The sequence below is a fragment of the Streptomyces sp. NPDC048506 genome (assembly GCF_040651315.1).
Classification (GTDB): Bacteria; Actinomycetota; Actinomycetes; order Streptomycetales; family Streptomycetaceae; genus Streptomyces.
Genome location: NZ_JBEZIX010000004.1, coordinates 116509 through 133795, shown reverse-complemented (window position 1 = coordinate 133795; position 17287 = coordinate 116509). Strand labels below are relative to the sequence as shown.

Annotated in this window: 14 protein-coding genes and 1 pseudogene; 5 read left to right on the top strand and 10 right to left on the bottom strand. The window is 66.4% G+C overall.

Annotated features, from left to right (window positions below; genetic code table 11):
- Positions 1 to 64: 64 nt before the first annotated feature.
- Positions 65 to 751, top strand: a complete 687-nt coding sequence (locus tag AB0C96_RS04490; RefSeq protein ID WP_362913566.1) for a class F sortase — start codon at positions 65 to 67, stop codon at positions 749 to 751.
- A gap of 75 nt (positions 752 to 826) precedes the next feature.
- Here AB0C96_RS04490 and AB0C96_RS04485 read toward each other — a convergent pair whose 3' ends face one another.
- From AB0C96_RS04485 to AB0C96_RS04455, 7 genes are all read right to left on the bottom strand, one after another.
- The gene (locus tag AB0C96_RS04485) at positions 827 to 1030 is read right to left on the bottom strand and encodes a hypothetical protein (protein WP_362913564.1); all 204 of its coding nucleotides are present in this window, start codon (positions 1028 to 1030) and stop codon (positions 827 to 829) included.
- A gap of 11 nt (positions 1031 to 1041) precedes the next feature.
- On the bottom strand, positions 1042 to 3105 hold the full coding sequence (locus tag AB0C96_RS04480) for a hypothetical protein (RefSeq protein ID WP_362913562.1): 2064 nt from the start codon (positions 3103 to 3105) through the stop codon (positions 1042 to 1044).
- 51 nt (positions 3106 to 3156) lie between these two features.
- On the bottom strand, positions 3157 to 4167 hold the full coding sequence (locus tag AB0C96_RS04475) for a LacI family DNA-binding transcriptional regulator (protein WP_362913560.1): 1011 nt from the start codon (positions 4165 to 4167) through the stop codon (positions 3157 to 3159).
- A gap of 48 nt (positions 4168 to 4215) precedes the next feature.
- Positions 4216 to 6066: a glycoside hydrolase family 36 protein gene (locus AB0C96_RS04470; protein ID WP_362913558.1), complete on the bottom strand. Its 1851-nt coding sequence runs from the start codon at positions 6064 to 6066 to the stop codon at positions 4216 to 4218.
- On the bottom strand, positions 6063 to 6905 hold the full coding sequence (locus tag AB0C96_RS04465; RefSeq protein WP_362913556.1) for a carbohydrate ABC transporter permease: 843 nt from the start codon (positions 6903 to 6905) through the stop codon (positions 6063 to 6065). Before AB0C96_RS04465 ends, AB0C96_RS04470 begins: the two co-directional genes overlap by 4 nt.
- Positions 6905 to 7729 (bottom strand): sugar ABC transporter permease, encoded by an 825-nt coding sequence (locus AB0C96_RS04460; protein WP_362913554.1) that lies wholly within the window; start codon positions 7727 to 7729, stop codon positions 6905 to 6907. The genes AB0C96_RS04465 and AB0C96_RS04460 overlap by 1 nt, the downstream gene beginning before the upstream one ends.
- Before the next feature lie 119 nt (positions 7730 to 7848).
- Positions 7849 to 9216 (bottom strand): extracellular solute-binding protein, encoded by a 1368-nt coding sequence (locus tag AB0C96_RS04455; protein WP_362913552.1) that lies wholly within the window; start codon positions 9214 to 9216, stop codon positions 7849 to 7851.
- A gap of 636 nt (positions 9217 to 9852) precedes the next feature.
- Between AB0C96_RS04455 and AB0C96_RS04450 the strand changes: the two genes are divergently transcribed.
- The 3 genes from AB0C96_RS04450 (at position 9853) to AB0C96_RS04440 (ending at position 12875) form a co-directional block, all read left to right on the top strand.
- The gene (locus tag AB0C96_RS04450; protein WP_362913550.1) at positions 9853 to 11052 is read left to right on the top strand and encodes a metalloprotease; all 1200 of its coding nucleotides are present in this window, start codon (positions 9853 to 9855) and stop codon (positions 11050 to 11052) included.
- Between the two features lie 450 nt (positions 11053 to 11502).
- The gene (locus AB0C96_RS04445) at positions 11503 to 12546 is read left to right on the top strand and encodes a transcriptional regulator (RefSeq protein ID WP_362913548.1); all 1044 of its coding nucleotides are present in this window, start codon (positions 11503 to 11505) and stop codon (positions 12544 to 12546) included.
- Between the two features lie 197 nt (positions 12547 to 12743).
- Positions 12744 to 12875, top strand: coding sequence for a hypothetical protein (locus tag AB0C96_RS04440; protein ID WP_362913546.1), 132 nt, complete (start codon positions 12744 to 12746; stop codon positions 12873 to 12875).
- 277 nt (positions 12876 to 13152) lie between these two features.
- Here AB0C96_RS04440 and AB0C96_RS04435 read toward each other — a convergent pair whose 3' ends face one another.
- From AB0C96_RS04435 to AB0C96_RS04425, 3 genes are all read right to left on the bottom strand, one after another.
- Entirely contained in the window at positions 13153 to 14745 is a 1593-nt protein-coding gene (locus AB0C96_RS04435) for a serine/threonine-protein kinase (RefSeq protein WP_362913544.1), read from the bottom strand.
- A 278-nt stretch (positions 14746 to 15023) separates the two neighbouring features.
- Entirely contained in the window at positions 15024 to 15665 is a 642-nt protein-coding gene (locus AB0C96_RS04430; RefSeq protein ID WP_362913542.1) for a uridine kinase, read from the bottom strand.
- Between the two features lie 406 nt (positions 15666 to 16071).
- Positions 16072 to 16395 (bottom strand): hypothetical protein, encoded by a 324-nt coding sequence (locus AB0C96_RS04425; RefSeq protein WP_362913767.1) that lies wholly within the window; start codon positions 16393 to 16395, stop codon positions 16072 to 16074.
- Between AB0C96_RS04425 and AB0C96_RS04420 the strand changes: the two are divergent.
- Positions 16372 to 17286: pseudogene (locus AB0C96_RS04420) on the top strand (IS256 family transposase); the annotation flags it as partial. The gene AB0C96_RS04425 and the pseudogene AB0C96_RS04420 sit on opposite strands and share 24 nt — an antisense overlap.
- Position 17287: the final 1 nt, after the last annotated feature.

The window sequence follows — 17287 nt, the reverse complement described above, 5'->3', positions numbered from 1 at the left end:
GCCTGTTGTCCTCAACGCCCGGGCGGGAGAATCCCTTCGCGGCCCGCGTTCCGGGCGGCGCCGCGTGCCTCGATGGAAGATCGTCTCAGCCGTCCTGGCCAGCCTGGTGATCATCGCTTTGGGCCTGGTGCTCATCGCCCGACCGCGCCAGGATGCGGCCGCCGGGTCCGCCGCCCCACTGCCTGCCACTCCCTTCTCGGTCGACCCGTCCGGGCTCCCGGGAGCACCGCCTCCCTCCGCGACGGGCCGGCAGGTACCGCCCGGACGAGGCGGCCGGGACTGCGACCGGACCCTGCGTGCATCCCACATCGTGATCCCGGCGCTGTGCGTCAACGCCCCCGTCGTGGCCACCTCCCGTATCAGGGAGGGCGCGTTGAGCATCCCGGAGGACGTGCGGCGGGTCGGCATGTGGGACCAGGGCGCGGCACTCACCGACAAGGCCGGGACGACGCTGCTCGTCGGGCACGTCCATGCCCCCGTGCAGGGCAATGGAGCCCTGTACGACCTGTATCGGTCCCGGCCCGGTGACGCGGTGTACGCCAGCGATTCCCGTGGAACCGTCACCGCGTGGCGGATTGCGGGCCTTCAGGCGGCTCCGAAGTCCAGGCTGCCCGGGTCGGTGTTCGCCGGGAAGACCGGCCCCCGCCGGCTGGTCCTGGTCACATGCGGCGGCCCCGTCGTGTTTCACCCCGGATACGGCAACGTCTACCAGGACAACGTGATCGTCACTGCCGTCCGCTACCGAAGGTGAAAGCGCGATGTCGGTCGCTTTGCTCAGATGGTCACCGCCTGCGGTCGGGGCTCCACTCGTAGGCTCCTGGGGCCGTCAGGGGCCTTCCGTATCGACGATCACGCGCACGTTGCCGCAGGCGATCGAGAAGCGGGCTCCGGCCCGGCGGCCGGCGGCGAGCACACCGGCGTTGTAGAACTGGGAGTCTGCCCGCAGGATGCGCACTGCGGTGCGGCCGGCCTCGACGGCACCGTTCTCCGGTGCCGGAGAACGGTGCCGTTGACCTATCGATCCTGACACTCCCTTTCTGCTCAGTCGCTGACGGAGACCTGGCAGCTGCTCCCGGCGTCGACGGTGACGGTGGCATAGGTGTAGTCGGAGCCGTCGGCGGTCGTGCCGTAGCTCGGAGTTTGAGAGTTGCCGCACACGCTGATGTTGTTGTGCTTCCCGATGAACTTGGCGGTCCAGCTGTAGCTACTGGCGGACGAGGTGTTGCTGAGGGTGGAGTCGGTCGCGCTGCTGTGCTTCAGGGTCACGGTCCCTGAACCGACGGGGATCGAGGACACCTGGAGAGAGCTGATGTTGCCGGGCAGCTGGGACAGGGTGGACAGTGCGTTGCCCGCGTCCGGCTGGATGCCCATGAGTCCCTGGACGATCTGGCTGACCAGGGTGAAGGAGATCTCCGGGTAGTCGCCGTTGAGGAACTTGCCGGTGGTGTGCGTGTCGCCGATCTTGCTGTAGACGTATCGCATCCACTTCCATGCGGTGTCACTGCTGTTCGAGCTGTTGACCGTGACGTTGGGGTGTTGGAAGTAGACGTCGGGCAGGTAGGTGTACGCCTCCAGGTTGGCGGGGCCGGAGTCGGTGGCCTGGGTGTCGATGTAGCCGAGGTAATTGTTCGCGCGCGTCCCCGAGTTCATGAGGTTCTTGAGCGGCATGAACCAGGAGTTCTCGTTGCCCCAGCCCGTCATCTGGTTTCCGCTGGTGTCGTAGGCCCGGACGACCTTGCTGGCGGTGTCGTTGCCGGAGTCCCCGCTCCAGGTGTTGTTGAAGCGGTCGCGCAGGTCGGTCGCGGCCTGGCTGTAGTGGTCGGCGTTGGTGCCGTCGTTCTTGGCCTTGGCGAGATTCTCGGCGGCCAGGTACGCCTGGTACTGCGATCCGAGGGCGTCGCCCGCTTGCGCGAGGGCCGCACCGGACCCTTCGTTGTAGGTGGCGGTGCCGTCCCAGATCGAGCTGCTGGTGGCCTCGGGGACGGGGACGTCACCGTTGTCGACCACGGGGGCGGAGGGAGTGTGGTTCTTGATGAAGGGGCCTGTGGTGTCGCTTGAGGAGCCGACGGTGTTGGACACGTAGGTGGACAGCGTGGAGTCGATCACGTAGTCGCCGTCTCCGGTCCAGGTGTAAGCGTCGTCGATCTTCTGAACGAGCTCGAAGGGGCCCGGGAGTTCGCGGACGAAGCTGGTGGAGCTTGAGTAGTCGATCGAGCCGGGAGTCCGTGCGTCGAAGTTGATGGACCAGTAGGGGTCGTTGGTGCTGGAGGTGTTGGAGTCGTTCGCCGATGTGGCGAACGCCTTGAGCATGGTCTTGTTCTCCTTGTCAAGGCCCAGCAGGTGTGCGCCGACGACCTGGTGGGCGGTGTCGCGAAGGTAGAAGTCGGAGCGGTAGGGGTATCCGGCCCAGTAGGTGGTGCTGTAGGTGCCGGTCGAGCTGCCTCCGGTGTTGTTCTCGTCGGCGTTGATCGGTCCGGTGGAATCGGGCATACGGACCCACGAGTTGGCCTTGGTCTTGGCCCAGTTGAACATCGCCTGGAGAGTGGCGCAGTCACTGCCGCTGCAGTCGCTGTCGCTGATCTGGGGGTCGTTGGGGGCAGCGGGGGAGACCTCGACATCGTCGACGTTGATCCATCCGTTGGGCGACGAGTCGATCTCGAAGGTGATCGTGTCACCCTGGTTCACGGAAATCCGGCTGACCGTCTGCTTGTTGTAGATCTGCTGAGCGGGAATGCTCGCCGCTGACCCTACGGCTGTGCCGTTCACTTTGATCACGAGACTGCCGCCGTCGCCGGAGGCGGCGAACCAGCCACTGAAGTCGTACGTGCCGCTTTGAGGTGCGGTCACCGTCTGGCTCATGCTGTAGCCCGAGCCTTGGTTGAGATAGCCGTTCTCAGAGCCGGAGTGGGGGTTTTCGTTTACTCCCGCCTGGTCCGTGGTGAAGGTCCAGTCGTCAGTGGCGCCGGATTCGAAGCCGGGGTTGGCGAACACCAGCGGGCCGTCGGCGTGTGCGGTGGTGACGGGTATGAGGATCAGCGTTCCTGCGAGCAGGGAGAGCAGTCCCAGGTGGGCGCGGGTTCTGCAGGGCGGTCTGTGTTTTCGCATCGGTTCCTCCCATGGCGTTTGTGCAAGGGCTGGGTCTGCCCGGCCGCAGTCTCAGCGGGCGGCTGCCGGACGGGGGTGGGGGCCGGTCGTACCGCGTACGACGACCTCGGGTTGGAAGAGGAGTTCACCGGCGGGGACCTCACGGCCGGAGAGCTGGCTGATGAGGTGGCGGGCGACTTCGGTGGCCAGCCTTTCGACCGGCTGGCGGATGGTCGTCAGTGGCGGGTCGGTGAACTCCATCAGCGGGCCGTCGTCGTAGCCGATCACCGATACGTCGTCCGGTACGTCAAGGCCACGGCGGCGGATGGCGCGGATGGCGCCGAGGGCCATCTGGTCGCTACAGGCGATGACGGCGGTGACGTCCAGGGTGAGCAGTCGCTCGGCGGCGAACTGGCCGCCCTCGACGGAATAGGTCTGCCGGACCACCAGGTCCTCGGCTCCGGTGATGCCGAGTTTGTCCATGACCGCGTGGAAGCCTTCGACGCGCCGGTCCGCCGGACGGTTTCCGACCGGTCCCGCGGCCATGCCGATCCTGCGGTGGCCGAGTTGGTGCAGGTGACGGACGGACAGTTCGGCCGCGTAGGCGTCGTCGCTGGAGAAGGCCGATGCCCCGTCGAAGGCGCCGTTGAGGCAGACGTACGGCATGCCGCGGGTGTTCAGGAGGTGGAGTACCTCGGGGTCGAAGGTCTCCAGGGTGTTGCTTGCGGAGCAGAAGACGACGGCGGTGGCGCCGAGGTCGATCAGGGATTTGACGTAGTCGCGCTCCTGCACGCCGCCCGGGACGGCGGGGCAGATGAGGGCGCGCAGCCCGTGCGGGGCCAGTGCCAGGCCGATTCTTTCGGCCATATAGCCGAAGATCGGCGCGGCCAGGCCGGGCGTGATGACGCCCACCACGCCTTCGGTGCTGCTTCGCTCGTAGCCGAGCTCTACCATCACGCGCTCGACCTCCTGCCGGGTCTTCTGGGAGACGCCGCCCTTGCGGTTGATCACCCTGCTGACCGTGGCGATGCTGACTCCGGCTATCCCGGCCACCTCGGAAATCTTGACCTTGTCCTGATCCACCACAACTCCCCTTGAGATCATTGGCTGTTGTCCTGGATATCGCCCGCACTATGGCACCGTCCCGGTTTCCCGGACGTGGCACAGGCCGCCGGGCGGAACGGCCACGGCGTTGAGTCCGGGCGTCAGTTCGCGGATCACGGGCGTATGAGCCCTGCCCTGGGCGTCGTGCGGAGTCAGGTGCACTGTCCAGGGGGCGTCCAGGCTGAGGAAGAGCTGGTCGGCGCTGGTGGCGTTGATGAGCGAGACCTGTCGGAGATCGGGGCGCAGAGCCACGATCCGGTCGACGAAGCAGGTGATCACGCACCTGTCGTCGTCGGTCGCGACGACCTGTGGGTAGAGCTGGTCGGGCCGGCCGGGTTCGTAGTGGCCGCTGAGCAGGGCGGGCCGCAGCGCGCGCCAGGTGGTGAGCCAGAAGGCGAGGGCGTCGCGGTGAGCTGTGGGGAGTTGTGACAGGCGGGCGGAGGTCTGCGGGACGGCGTGCAGTGCTCCGTGGAACTGGTGGGCGACGACATCGGGGGCGGCTTGCGGATCCCACATCAGCATGTCGGAGTGGACCGTGCCGCCTGGGGCGAGCAGGGCGATGTCGAGGGTGCGGATCCGGTTGGCGACGGCGTCGGCCGGACAGTCGTTGGCGCGCAGGAGGTTGCCGAAGGCCGTCATCGCCGGGCCGGTGTAGCGCTGGCGCAGTTCGATCACGAAGTCGTCGCCGCGCCGGTGCCTCAGTCCCTCGCGCAGATCGGTGAGCATCGCGGCCATCGACGCTCCCACGTCCGGCAGATAACCGTCCCGCGTCGAGTCCTGCGCCCTGCTCGCACCGGCGTAGACCATGGCCTCGTCGAGGAAGTCCGCCTTGAGCCCGTCCAGGCCGAACTCGTCGACCAGTTGGAGGCAGGTCCGTACCACGTAGTCGCGTACTTCGAGGTGGCGTGGATCCAGGATCCAGCAGTCCAGTGTGGGGGACCAGTGGGTGGCGAAGCGTGACAACCAGGGGAACACATCGGCGCGTTCACCGAGCAGAAGAGGAGCGATCCAGAGGACATGGCGCAGCCCGAGCGCGTGGACAGTGTCGACATGGGCTCGGAAGTCGGGGAACTTGGCTGTGTCAGGGCGCCAGTCGCCACAACCGGAGTAGCCGCGCCCGCTGCCGTGGCGCTGCCAGCCGTCGTCGAGGAAGAGCTGACCGAAGCCCAGTTCGGCAGCCAGGGCGGCCTCGCGTTCGACTTCGCCAGCGGAGACATCCTGGGTGAAGGAGTACCAGGTGGAGTAGACGGGGGTGCGGCCGAATTCCGGGGTCGACATCGGCTCGCCTCCCGGGAGGGCCGCGAACCACCGGCGCAGCACGCGCAGTGTGCCGGCGACGGTGTCGCCCGGCGGTAGGAGCCGGATCCGGTAGGTCCCGCCGGCGGCGAGGGGGAGCCGCAGCCAGACGCCGAAGCGTTTGTGTTCCTCCGACACCCCGAATCGGACCGCTGTCAGTGCGACGGTCCGGTCGGTGGCGAAGGCCAGCAGAGCGCGCCCGGCGGTGTCGTACAGGCAGCCGACCGGTGCGGACTCCACCAGGGAGACGTTGCGCCAGACGGACCAGTCGGCCGGCAGTGTGCGGTCCGAGCCGGCGTTGGGGTGCCAGTAGCCGACGGCGTCGCCGAGTGGGACATCCAGCCGGACGGTCACCACGGCATCGTGTTCGGCGGTCACGGCCGCGCAGGTGCCGAGCGGTTCGTCGGCGAGGAGAAGGCGCACGGCCCCCTGTGGTGCCAGGGCGGTGACGACGGTGCCGTGTGCGCACGTCGTCTGCGGGCCGCGGTCGCTCCACAGGTCCGGGGCGAAGGTGGACAGGGCCTCGCTGGCGGTCGAGCAGGTTGCCACGGGGTGCCTTTCGTCGATGGTGGTGTGGGTCATTGCTTGACCGCCCCGGCGAGCATCCCGGAGACGAACTGCTTTTGCAGGAACAGGAAGAGCACTGCCATGGGAACGGCCGACACTGCCGTTCCGGTCAGCAGCTGCCCGTAGTCGACGTCGAAGGTGCCCTGTAGGGAGGCCAGTGCGACGGGGATGGTGAAGGAGGACTTCTCGCGTAGCGCGACCAGCGGCCACAGGAAGTCGTTCCACTGGAACAGGAACAAGAACAGGGCGAGGGCGGCGAGCGCCGGCCGCATCGTGGGCAGCGCGATCCGCACGAACAGCCGCAGTTCACCGCAGCCGTCGATCCGCCCCGCCTGTAGCAGTTCGTCCGGCAGGCCGCGCATGGACTGACGCATCAGGAAGATCCCGAACGGCAAGGCCAGGTTGGGCAGCAGGACCGCCTGATAGGTGTTGAGCCAGTTCAGGTCCACCATCATCTTGAACAGCGGCACGATGGTCAGCTGAGTGGGGACCACGAGCGCCAGCAGCAGCACTCCGAAGAGCAGGCCCCGGCCGCGGAAGCGGTACTTGGCGAAGCCATAGCCGGCCAGCGTGCACACGATGCCGCCGAGGAGGGTGTAGGTCAGCGACAGCAGCACCGAGTTCACTACGACCCGGCCGAAGCCGACCGAGGCTTGCAGGTGGCTGAGGTTGGCCCCGAGCGATCCTCCCGGTACGACCTTGGGTGCGCCCGCGAAGATGTCGTGCGAGGTGTGGGTCGCGGCGATCACCAGCCAGTACAGCGGTGCGACGGTGAACGCCAGTACCGCCAGCAGTGACCCGGTCAGGAGCACCTGACCGCGGTGGGAGACCCGAAAGGCCGGTCCGGTGAGCATCAGTCCTCCTCCTTCGCGAGCTTGACCTGGATGAGCCCGAAGACGGAGATGATCAGCACCAGCGCGTAGCCGATCGCCGACGCGTAGCCGAAGTCGAAGTACCTGAAGCCCGTTTGGTACAGGTACACACCGATGGTGGTGGTCGCATTGTCCGGACCCCCGCCCGTCATGACGAAGGGCTCGTCGAACAGCTGCAAGGTGCCGATCGTCGACAGCACCACCGTCAGCACCAGGGCCGGCCGCAGCCCGGGCAGCGTGACGTGCCAGAAGCGGCGCCATGGCCCCGCACCGTCCACAGCGGCCGCCTCATAGTGCTCGTCCGGAATGCTCTGCAGCCTGGCGAGGTAGATCACCGCGTTGTAGCCGGTGTAATGCCACGTCAGCGCGAGCATGATCGACACCTGGGCCCAGAACGGGTCGGTGAGCCAGTGCACGGACGGCAGGCCTACGAGCTGCAACAGCCAGTTCACCGCGCCGGAGTTCTTGTTGAGCAGGGCTCCCATCAGCAGACCGTAGGTGACCAGACCCGTCACCATCGGAAGGAAGAAGCCCAGTCGGAAGAGAGGCTTCCACCGCAGCAGTACGGAGTTCAGCGCCACCGAAAGTCCCAGCGCCAGCGCCAGCATGACCGGGACCTGCACCACAAGCAGCAGCATGGTGTTGCGCAGTGCCGTCCAGAACAGCGGGTCATGCAGAAGACGCTGATAGTTGCTCAGCCCGGCCCACGTCTGGGCCATTCCGTTGGTGTGGTACAGGCTCAGCACGAACGACCAGGCGACCGGGTACAACCGGAACGTGACGAACAAGGCCAGCGCGGGCAGCACGAACAGGTAGGGCGCGATCCGAACCGCCGGCCCCCGACGAGACGGCCTCGTCGAACGCGCAGTGGCGGGGGCGCTTCGGGCGACCGCCCGGCTGGGGACACGGGTTTCCGTCGCCATGGTCAGGCCTGGGAGCGTCCGGTCTGGCCGGCCAGTTGGCTTGCCGCGGACTTCAGGACCGTGGCGGGGTCGGCGCCGCGCAGAAGGACCTTGGTCTGCGCATCGTCGATGAGTTTGAGGGCGCGGGCGTAGTCCGAGGTGTAGTTCGTGGCAACCGATGGCTTGGACAACTGGTCGATGAACACCTCGGTGTACTTCTGTCCGCCGAAGTAAGGGGCGCGGGCGTGGAATACAGGGTCGTCGTAGGCCTTGAGCAGAGCGGGGAAGATGCCCTTCGCCTTGAAGATCTGCACCTGGGAGGACGGGCGGGTCAGCGCGAATTCGGCGAAGGCAAATGCCGCTCGCTGGTTGCTGCTGGTCCCGGAGACGGCCAGGTGTGTGGAGTTCAGGATGGCCGAACGCGAGCCTCCGCGGGTGACCGGCGGAGACGCCATCAGCCGCCAGTCACCCTTCTGACCGGCGTTGAAGGACGCCATATAGCCGCCGTACCAGGCGGGGTTGGGACACACCGCGACCTTGCCGGCCTTGACCGCGGCGTCGTAGCCCGGAGAACCCGGCGAGCCCTGCGCGTCATGGACGAGCCCCGCGTCGTTCAGCTCCTTGATCAGAGTGAGCGCACGCACAGCCTTGGGGGAGTTAATCATGATTTTTCCGGCGAGGTCGAAGTAGAACGCGCCCTGAAGCTGCAGCAGCATCTGGAAGAGGTTGGCGGAGTCGGCCTGGGAGGCCGACCGGTCCATTGCAACCAGGGCCTTGCCGGTGGAGTTCTTGATCTTCTTGCCGGCGGCGATGACGTCGTCCCAGGTGGCCAGGGAGCTCGCTTTCACACCCGCCTTCTTGAACAGGTCCTCCCGGTAGAAGAAGCCGCTGGCGTTGGCCTCCCAGGGCAGCGCGTAGACCTTCGAACCGCGTGAGACGGTCTCCCACAGCCCCGGAGCGAACGCCCCCCGGTACTTGTTCGCCCCAAGCTTCGCTATATCGGCCAGGCCGCCCGGGAACTTCTCGATGTAACTCGGCAGGTAGTCGACACCGATGTGCAGCACATCCGCCAGCCCCGAACCGCCGGCCTCCATGGCGATCGTGATCTTGTCCCAGATGGCGGGATTTCCGATGTCCTCCACCTTCACCTCGACCTGCGGATAGACCGCGTTGAAGGTTGGAACCAGCGCCCGCAGTTCCGCTGCCGGATTCGCCCAGCTCCACACCGTGATCGATCCCGACGGCGTACCCGAGCCCCCCGAACCGCCGCTGGATCCGCTTGAACCGCCGCACGCGGTCAGCGCGGTCCCGCCGCCGACAGCCACCGCTGCGGCACCCAGGCCCTGAAGGAACCGCCGGCGTCTCAGCTCACCCTCCGCACCCATACCCATGCCCGTCTCCACCTTTCAAGTGACCGCGCAGTGCCAAACCCAGGCGGCTCACCGCACCCGCCGAAGGCGCCGCAGCGTCGGCTGCGAGTGTGCAGAAATGTAACTTTGACGCACAGTCGCAACAAGTGGTTACGCAAGGTTTTCGTAACTGGCGGAGAAAATTGTTGACGCGGTATCTGGGATATCTCGGCAGGTCTGTGCGGCGGTGGATCTTCGAAAAGGAAGTAATTCCTGATGAGAGGCGTGATCGTGAGGCCGATATGGCTTGCCGTCGCCCTGCTGCCGCGGGCCCGCCGAATGCGATGACCGTAAACCCTTAACGCATGATGTGGGCGACGCTCTTCACCAGTCAGTTGTCCCTTTGCCACAGTGACTTGCGTTTCTCCGAGCAGCGCCTGAGCGGCAAACCTGCGCTTCCGGCACGCAACTGATTCGTGCCCGTGCGAATGGCCCACATCGGTTGTCGAAAGCGCGCAACTGGTAGGCAGTCGCCCTGATCCGTCGGTCGTTCCGACCGGGGGGCTGGGCTCGCGGAGGCTTCGAACCGGCGTAGGCAGCGCTGCGGGTTCGACCACCACGTCACGGCGGAGGCCGGTCCGTGTGGTGGGATGCGCCTCCCTCATCGTTGGAGGCACCATGAAACTCTTCAGCCGAAGACGGCACACGAACCTCAAGACCCACTCCGCGCCCGCCCCGGTACGGGGATCGGCCGGCAGCCGCCTGCGGCGTGGCCGCGTACTGACACTGGCGGCGGTCGCACTGGGGCTGGTCGTATCAACCATTCCCCTCGCGACCGGATCTGCCTTCGCGGCGGTCGAGACATGCCTCACCGGAACGCTGCGGTACACGGCCACGAATGCCGAGGGCGGTACCCCCCTCACCCAGGTCACGTCGAACGCGCGGAGCGTGAACTGGGAGCTGTGGGGCCAGACCGTGGCCGGCGGCGGGGACCAGCAGCTGGCCACTGGGCAAACCGACGGGAACGGAAACTTCTCGGCCTGCTACACCGGCGACGCCGCGCTGCCCTCGGCATACGTCAAGTTCAACTCCGCCTCGACCACGGTGTGGCGGGTGGTGAAGAGCCATACCGACGCCAGTGAATACACGTTCAACAGCAACACCCAATACAACACCTCCGGCAACATCAGTCTGGGCACCGTCAACGTCCCCTCCGACGAGGTGTATGCCTTCAAGATCGTCGACGTGCTCAACGAGCTGTACTGGAAGCGTGGCACCGACTCCGTCTGCTGGACCTCTCACCAGACCACCCTCGACACCTGCAAGACGCTCACCGTCGCCTGGGGTCAAAACAACACGGAGGGCGCGTACTTCGACACTTCCAACACGCACTACGTGCTGATGAAGGGGAACCAACCGGACTCCAAGCACCTCCTCCTCCACGAGGCCGGTCACTGGTTGCAGTGGCAGCTCTACAACGAGTGGTGGCCGGTCCAGGACTGGAGCGATCACCCCCACGACAAGCAGACCACCGCCACCTGTGCGTGGATCGAGGGATTCGCCGACGCTGTCGCCTCCTACGTGCTGGGCGACCACCTCTACGTGCAGCCCGACGGCAGCAATTACAGCTTCGAGACGCAAAGCGACTGGGACGCAGGCGATACCGTCGAGGGGCGAGTCGCGGAGTCACTGCTCGATCTCTGGGCGCCCGACGGGCCCGACGGCGGCAACTGGAACAGCAACATTGCTCTGATGAGCGGTAACACCAGCTCGAACTTCAACGAGTACTTCACCCAGGACCGTCCCGCTGCCGGTCTCAGCACCACCGGAGCCGCCGAGACCGTCATCAACAACAACGGTATCGACTACACCCCCTGAACCACTCGCCGGATGAGCCCGGGCCGAGCGCCGGGGACCATCTCGCGCGAACCTCCGCCGATGTGACATCTGCTGAACGGTGGAGCCGCCCACGGTTCGTCGCCCCGGTGTTGCCACCGGGGCGACGAACCATTCGCTTGCGAAGACGCCGAGCCCGGACGGGACACCGTCGTCACCGCTCCACACGTCCCGCCGCCTCGTCGCCTCCACCAGTCCTCCCGGTACGCACGCAGTCGCCCGGAGCCTCGGGAGCCCAGCCTCTGCACAGGGGCGTACGGCCGCGGCCAGGCGTCCCGGGCCGTGCTGCCGGCCCCGGTCTGGTACACCCAACTCTTCGGGGTCCCCGGAGTGTTGAGCGGAATGTCCTGTTCCGCTTATCATTCCGCTGACCTGCCGGCCTCAGCGGTCCGGGGGTCTTTCACCGGCGCCGACAAGGGGAGGCGTTTCACCGTGGACTCTCGCCCCTTCCGTTCCCACCTCGCCCGGCCGGACACCGATGGCGGTCTCAGGCCTCCGCCCCACCAGCTGACGCCCCTCCCGCGCTCTGGCTCGTTCTGCGAGGCTCTCCGTGCCGCGGTGGCCGCGCGCGGTCTGAGCCTCAGCCGTCTGGAGGACCGGCTGCGGCAGCGGGGGGCGGCGGTCACCGCCGCGACGATCAGTGCCTGGCAGTCGGGCAGGTACCAGCCCGAACGGCCGCACGCCCTGGCGGCACTGGAGGAGCTGGAGGGAATCCTCGGCCTGGCCCCCGGCGCGCTGGCCGCACTTCTCACCCCACCCAAGCCCCGGGGGCGCTGGCTGAACAGCGTGGCCGACCGCCCGAGCATGGCCGAGTCCTGGTCCGGTCAGCTCGATCGGGCGCTGTCGGCGGTCGACGCCCGCTGGAACAGCCACCTCACGTGCCTGAGCCTCCACTACCGCTTGGAAGTCGACGGCTCGCGCCGCGCGCACCTGATATGGCACCGCATGGTCCTGCGAGCGGACACGGAAGGGCCTGACCGGTACATCGTCGGCTACCGCCCGGACCATCCCAGCCCGCCGCCCGTGGTGCGGCCCGCAAGCCTCCAGCGCCTGGGCGTGGTCCACGGCGTCCCGGAGGACGGCACCCTGGCGGCGGAGTTCCTGTTCGACCGGCCGCTGTCCCGCGGGGAGACGGTGATCGTCGAATACACACTGGAGCACACCACGGCACGCCCTGCGGCCGAGAAGGTCGTCCTGCACCTCCAGGGACCCGTGCACGACTGCGTCATCGAGGTGTGGTTCGACCCCGCCGCACCGCCCGCGCGCTGCTATGCCTTCCGCACCGCGCGTCCGCACACCGGAATGCGGGTGCGCTCGCTGCGGCTCGCGAACGGCCGTCATGTGCACAGCGTCGGCCTGGACCTCTCGCCCTCCGACGTGGGTGTGCGGTGGGACTGGGAGCACCGCGACGGGACCGGGACGGAACGGGCCACCCGCACACGGCCGGACGCCCGCCGTCCGGCCGGCCACGCCTGACGCGAGGCCCTGCCCCGGCACCACGGCCGCGAAGCGGTCCAGGGACGGTGCGAGTCCTTAGGCAAGGTGCCCTTCGGGGTAGGCGTCGATGATGGAGCGGATGGTGTGGAGGCGGGCCTGGTTCGCAGCTTGGGCTTGCCGCAGCTCGGCCGATGAGGAGCTGAGTCTTCCCGCGCAAACCCATCTCGACGTACGGGATGACCCAGAAGCTCAACCGGCACGGCATCACGGTTCGTGCCGCCCGCAACTCTGCACTGGCCGCGCTCGGCCTCCCCACCACCGTCACCATGCTGCCCACCGTGAAAGTCCGTCAAGGCAAACAGGAGTGAACCCTGACAGACTCGACTCCATCATCGGCAACGGGCGCGGCTCTCGAAGCGGCCCAACAGCGACCATGGAAATGCTGCCTGCTGCCAAACCCCATCGAGCGGATCTGGCGCTCGGTCAAGTACCAGGACGTGCCCGTCCGCGCCTGCATCGCCACGCAGAACTCCAGGCCGCCGGCCGTGTGCTCGATGCCGGGCTGCTGCGATGGCCCCAGCAACCACGTCAATGCTCAGCATCGTCTACAAGCCCCGGACACACCGTAGAAATGACTCGCGGTCCTCATCGCCGCTCGCTATACCGGTCGAGCGCTTCGCTCAGTTCGGCCCGCTGCTGATCCGTCATTGGTCCGAGAACGCAGATGGGCACCATCCCGTCCGTGAGGGAGGAGGAACTGACTCGGTAGCGCGGGGGCCACCCTGCCGGACTATGTTGCCCGGGGCGAGCGCCGAAGAGCGCGCTGGCCATGCTGTTGGCGAACTGACCGGTTGCGGGCCTGTGCTGCACGTCCTCTGCAAGATTGAGATGCAGACCCGTGAATGTGTAAAGACTGTTGGCGTTGACCTGGATCTCTTCGATGACGAAGTCCCGTACACGGCTCCGCTGGTACGTGCGTCTGCCGAACGCGCTGGTAGTCACGATGCACTGCGGCTCGACGGACAAGGACCAGCCTTTGGGTGTCCGATACACATTCTGGCTCAGAGGGAGCGCGAGGAGAGCCAGAAGCGACAGCACGCCGAAACTGGTTGAGACCGCGAACAGACCTACCAATCCCCCCTCTGGACTCTCATCAAAGACACCATTCGCTACAGCGATGACGGCGCCTACGGGCGTGACGATCAGCAAGACTGTCATTAAACGAACAAAATTCCGATAGCCCGAGGCGTCGGCATAGGTGGGCAGGGGGTCCTCGCCCGACCACGAGATATTGAAGGGAGCGGCCGGTTGCGGTGGTTGCTGCCTCGGCGCGCCCATCCTGTCTGTCGGCGGTGGCTGCACCGCCGTGGGCATCGGATGCGACGTCTCGGCGTGCTGCGAGACGCCGTCCGCCAGCAGTTGCTGCAGACGCTCGTGGACCTGGCGCGCCGTCTGAGGGCGCCGTTGGGGATCGCGGTGCAGAAGGTCGGCAACGAACTCTGTGACCGCCGGTGGTAGGCCAGGGCGAAGTGAATCGAGGCGTGGGGCGGCTTCGTCGAATTTGCGCCGCATGACCGCGAGCCCGTTGTGGCCAGTGAAGGGCGGCCGGCCGGCGAGCATGGCAAAGAGCACTCCGCCGAGAGAGTACAGGTCGGATCGTTCGTCACCCCGCTCAGTGACGAACTGTTCCGGCGCACCGTACTCCGGGGTGCCGGCAGGGGAGAGCTGAGAGGAGCGTGCCACGGTGAACGTGGCCTGGATGAATCCGGCGATCCCGAAGTCGACGACCTTCACCTGGCCGTCCGGAGTGAGCATCACATTGTGCGGCTTGATGTCGTAATGGATGACGCTTGCTTGGTGCGCGGCGGCCAGCGCCGCACAGATGCCGTCAGTGATCTCCAGAGCACGGGCCAGAGGCATCGGGCCTTCCGTATGGATGTGGTCGCTGAGCGTCGCGCCCGCCACCTTCTCCATGACCAGGAACAGCACGTCCTCGTGAACGCCCCGGTCGTACAGAGCAACTACGTTCGGATGGTTGATCTGGGCAGCGGCCACCGCCTCGCGTTCGAACCGTTGGGACAGCTCCCGGTGGGCAACGCCGTCGAGATCGAGCAGCTTGACTGCAACACTGCGATGGAGGCTGCGGTCTTTCGCGTCCCACACCTCGCCCATGCCGCCCCGGCCGAGCCGCTTGACCAACTCGTACCGACCCGCGATCAGTTGCCCGCGCTCCATCATGCACCCCCGTTGACTTCGGCATGCCACGTACGAGAGTACGGCGGACTCCATCGATGCCACTGTCAAACCGTCAGGAGACAAGCCGCGCCACGAATCCAAGACCGCTTACTGAGGTTGAACTCGTGGTGTCGTAGGGACTGCCACCCGTCAGCCCCTACGACACCACGAGTTCAACCTCACTAGTCACTTCCGTAAGTTAGGAGTGCGACAGATGGGTAGGGCAGCCAGCATGCTCATTGCCTTCGCTCACTCGACCACCCGTCAACACCATGCCGACGTCACGGTGTCACGATCTGCGGACGCGCGAACGCCGAGTTGTCGATGACAACATCCATCATCCGCAGCGGGTCGACTTCCTGAAGATAGATGCCCTCGGCCACCAGATACCTGTTGCGGTGGATCGACTCGGCTTCAGACCCGGCCCAGTTCTGGTCACGCTCGGCACCTCGCCGAACGGACAGCTCCGCATCCACCTGCAACCAGATCCGGAAGTCCCAGTACTCATTGATCTCAGGCCGGAACGCGAAGACACCATCCACGATCAGCACGGCGTCCGCCAAAAGCGGCGTCGCTTCCGATGAGTGATCTCGTTGGGTCAGCGGGTCGATGCTGCACAGCACGCAGGATGTCGCTCCCGATGACCGGCAGGGATCCAGCAGCAGGCGCTTGACCGCCTCATAGTCATACGCGTTGCGGTAGTACCCCTCGCCAGACTCCCGGTCATACAGATGCTGGTCCCTCCACGGCTTCTTGAAATCGTCGAGAGTCGCCCGGAGCACGGGCCGCCCCGCAGCACTGATCCACTCAGCCAGTTCATGTCCGAAGCTCGTCTTCCCAGCAGCGGTGAAGCCGTCGATCCCCACGAGCAGACGGTCCTGCCCGAGATTCAGGATGCGCTTGGCGATCTCTTCGATCAGCATGCTGCGCTCGACGGAGGCCGCCGGAGGGCAGGGCTGCCGCCAGGACGAAGCCGAATGACGCACGTCCGCCTTTGGTGATCTCATGGGGTGAACCTATCGGCTGGCCCAACGGCCAGGAAGATCACTGATCAGCTGTGAGCCGACCCGCCACGGCTGTCCTCCCAGGCCAACAGACACGATGAAGTGAGACAGCCGTCGGCATCTGCTCAGCGCGGGCACGACGAGGTGAGACACGGGCGTGGTCCGCTCTCACGCCAAAGAGCATCATCGCTGGTCAGCAGACCCCACGAAAGCGAGATCCAATGAGACGGGACACTTCCGAAGCCCTTTGCACGGATGTCTGAACTCTTGTGCACACTGGTCCATCCTGACAACCTGTTCGGCGAGCTCCGCTGCTCCCACCAGGTCAGCACGTCTTGCGGTACGGGATGTCAGGGATATGAGTTTTCCATTCCTGTTCGGTGAGAGTGGCTGACCTGGCGCAGAGATCTCGGATCAACCGCACAGGGGCAATGGTTTCGGTGAAGAAACGGCCATGCTCATCCACACTGGTCAGCGTCGAGCCATCGGGAGAGAACGCCAGCGCGACGATCTCGTTGAGGGGCCCCACGGGCGGGGCGCCCAGCTCGCTACCGGTGCGACTGTCCCACACCTTGGTCTGGTAGCCGAGTCCGGACTGGTGCACGGTGGCGAAGAGTCGGCCGTCGTTCTGCCGTTGCTGTACTTGCACGGATTGTCGTCCGGGGACTTCGTCCCTGCCCTGGAAAAGTTCCTCGGCGGCACCGCCGGCCTGTCGTCGGCCACGGTCACCCGGCTGACCAAGCAGTGGAGCGACGACCACGCTGCCTTCCAGGAGCGCGACCTGTCCGACCGCGATTACGTCTACGTCTGGGCCGACGGCGTGCACCCCAAGGTCCGGCTCGGCCAGGCCCACTCCTGCGTCCTAGTCCTGCTCGGCGTCCGGCTGGACGGAACCAAGGATCTCGTCGCGCTCGCCGAGGGTCTGCGGGAGTCCACTGAGTCGTGGGCCGACCTGCTGCGCGACTGTCGTCGGCGCGGCATGCGCGACCCCGAGCTGGTGGTTGGCGACGGCGCGATGGGCCTGTGGCGGGCGCTCGCCGAGGTGTTCCCGGCCGCACGACCGCAGAGGTGCTGGGTTCACAAATCTCGAAACGTCACCAACTGCCTGCCCAGGTCCGCCCAGCCCGGCGCGGTGAAGGCGATGCAGGAAATCTACAGCGCGGAGGACCGCAGCCACGCTGAGAAGGCGACCGAGGTGTTCGCGAGGACCTGCGGCGCCAAGTGGCCGAAGGCCGTCGCGAAGATCACCGACGACAGGGAGGAACTGCTCGCGTTCTACGACTTCCCGGCCGAGCACTGGATCCATCTGCGGACCACGAACCCGATTGAGTCGACGTTCTCCACGGTCAAGCTGCGGACCAAGGTCACCCGCGGCGCGGGCAGCCCGGCCGCAGCCCTGGCCATGGTATTCAAGCTCGTCGAGTCCGCCCAGGCCCGCTGGCGCGCAATCACCGGCGCCCACCTCGTCGCTCTCGTCCGCTCCGGCGCCAGATTCAAGAACGGCGTCTTGATCGAGCGCGCCGAATCCACGGCGGCCTGAT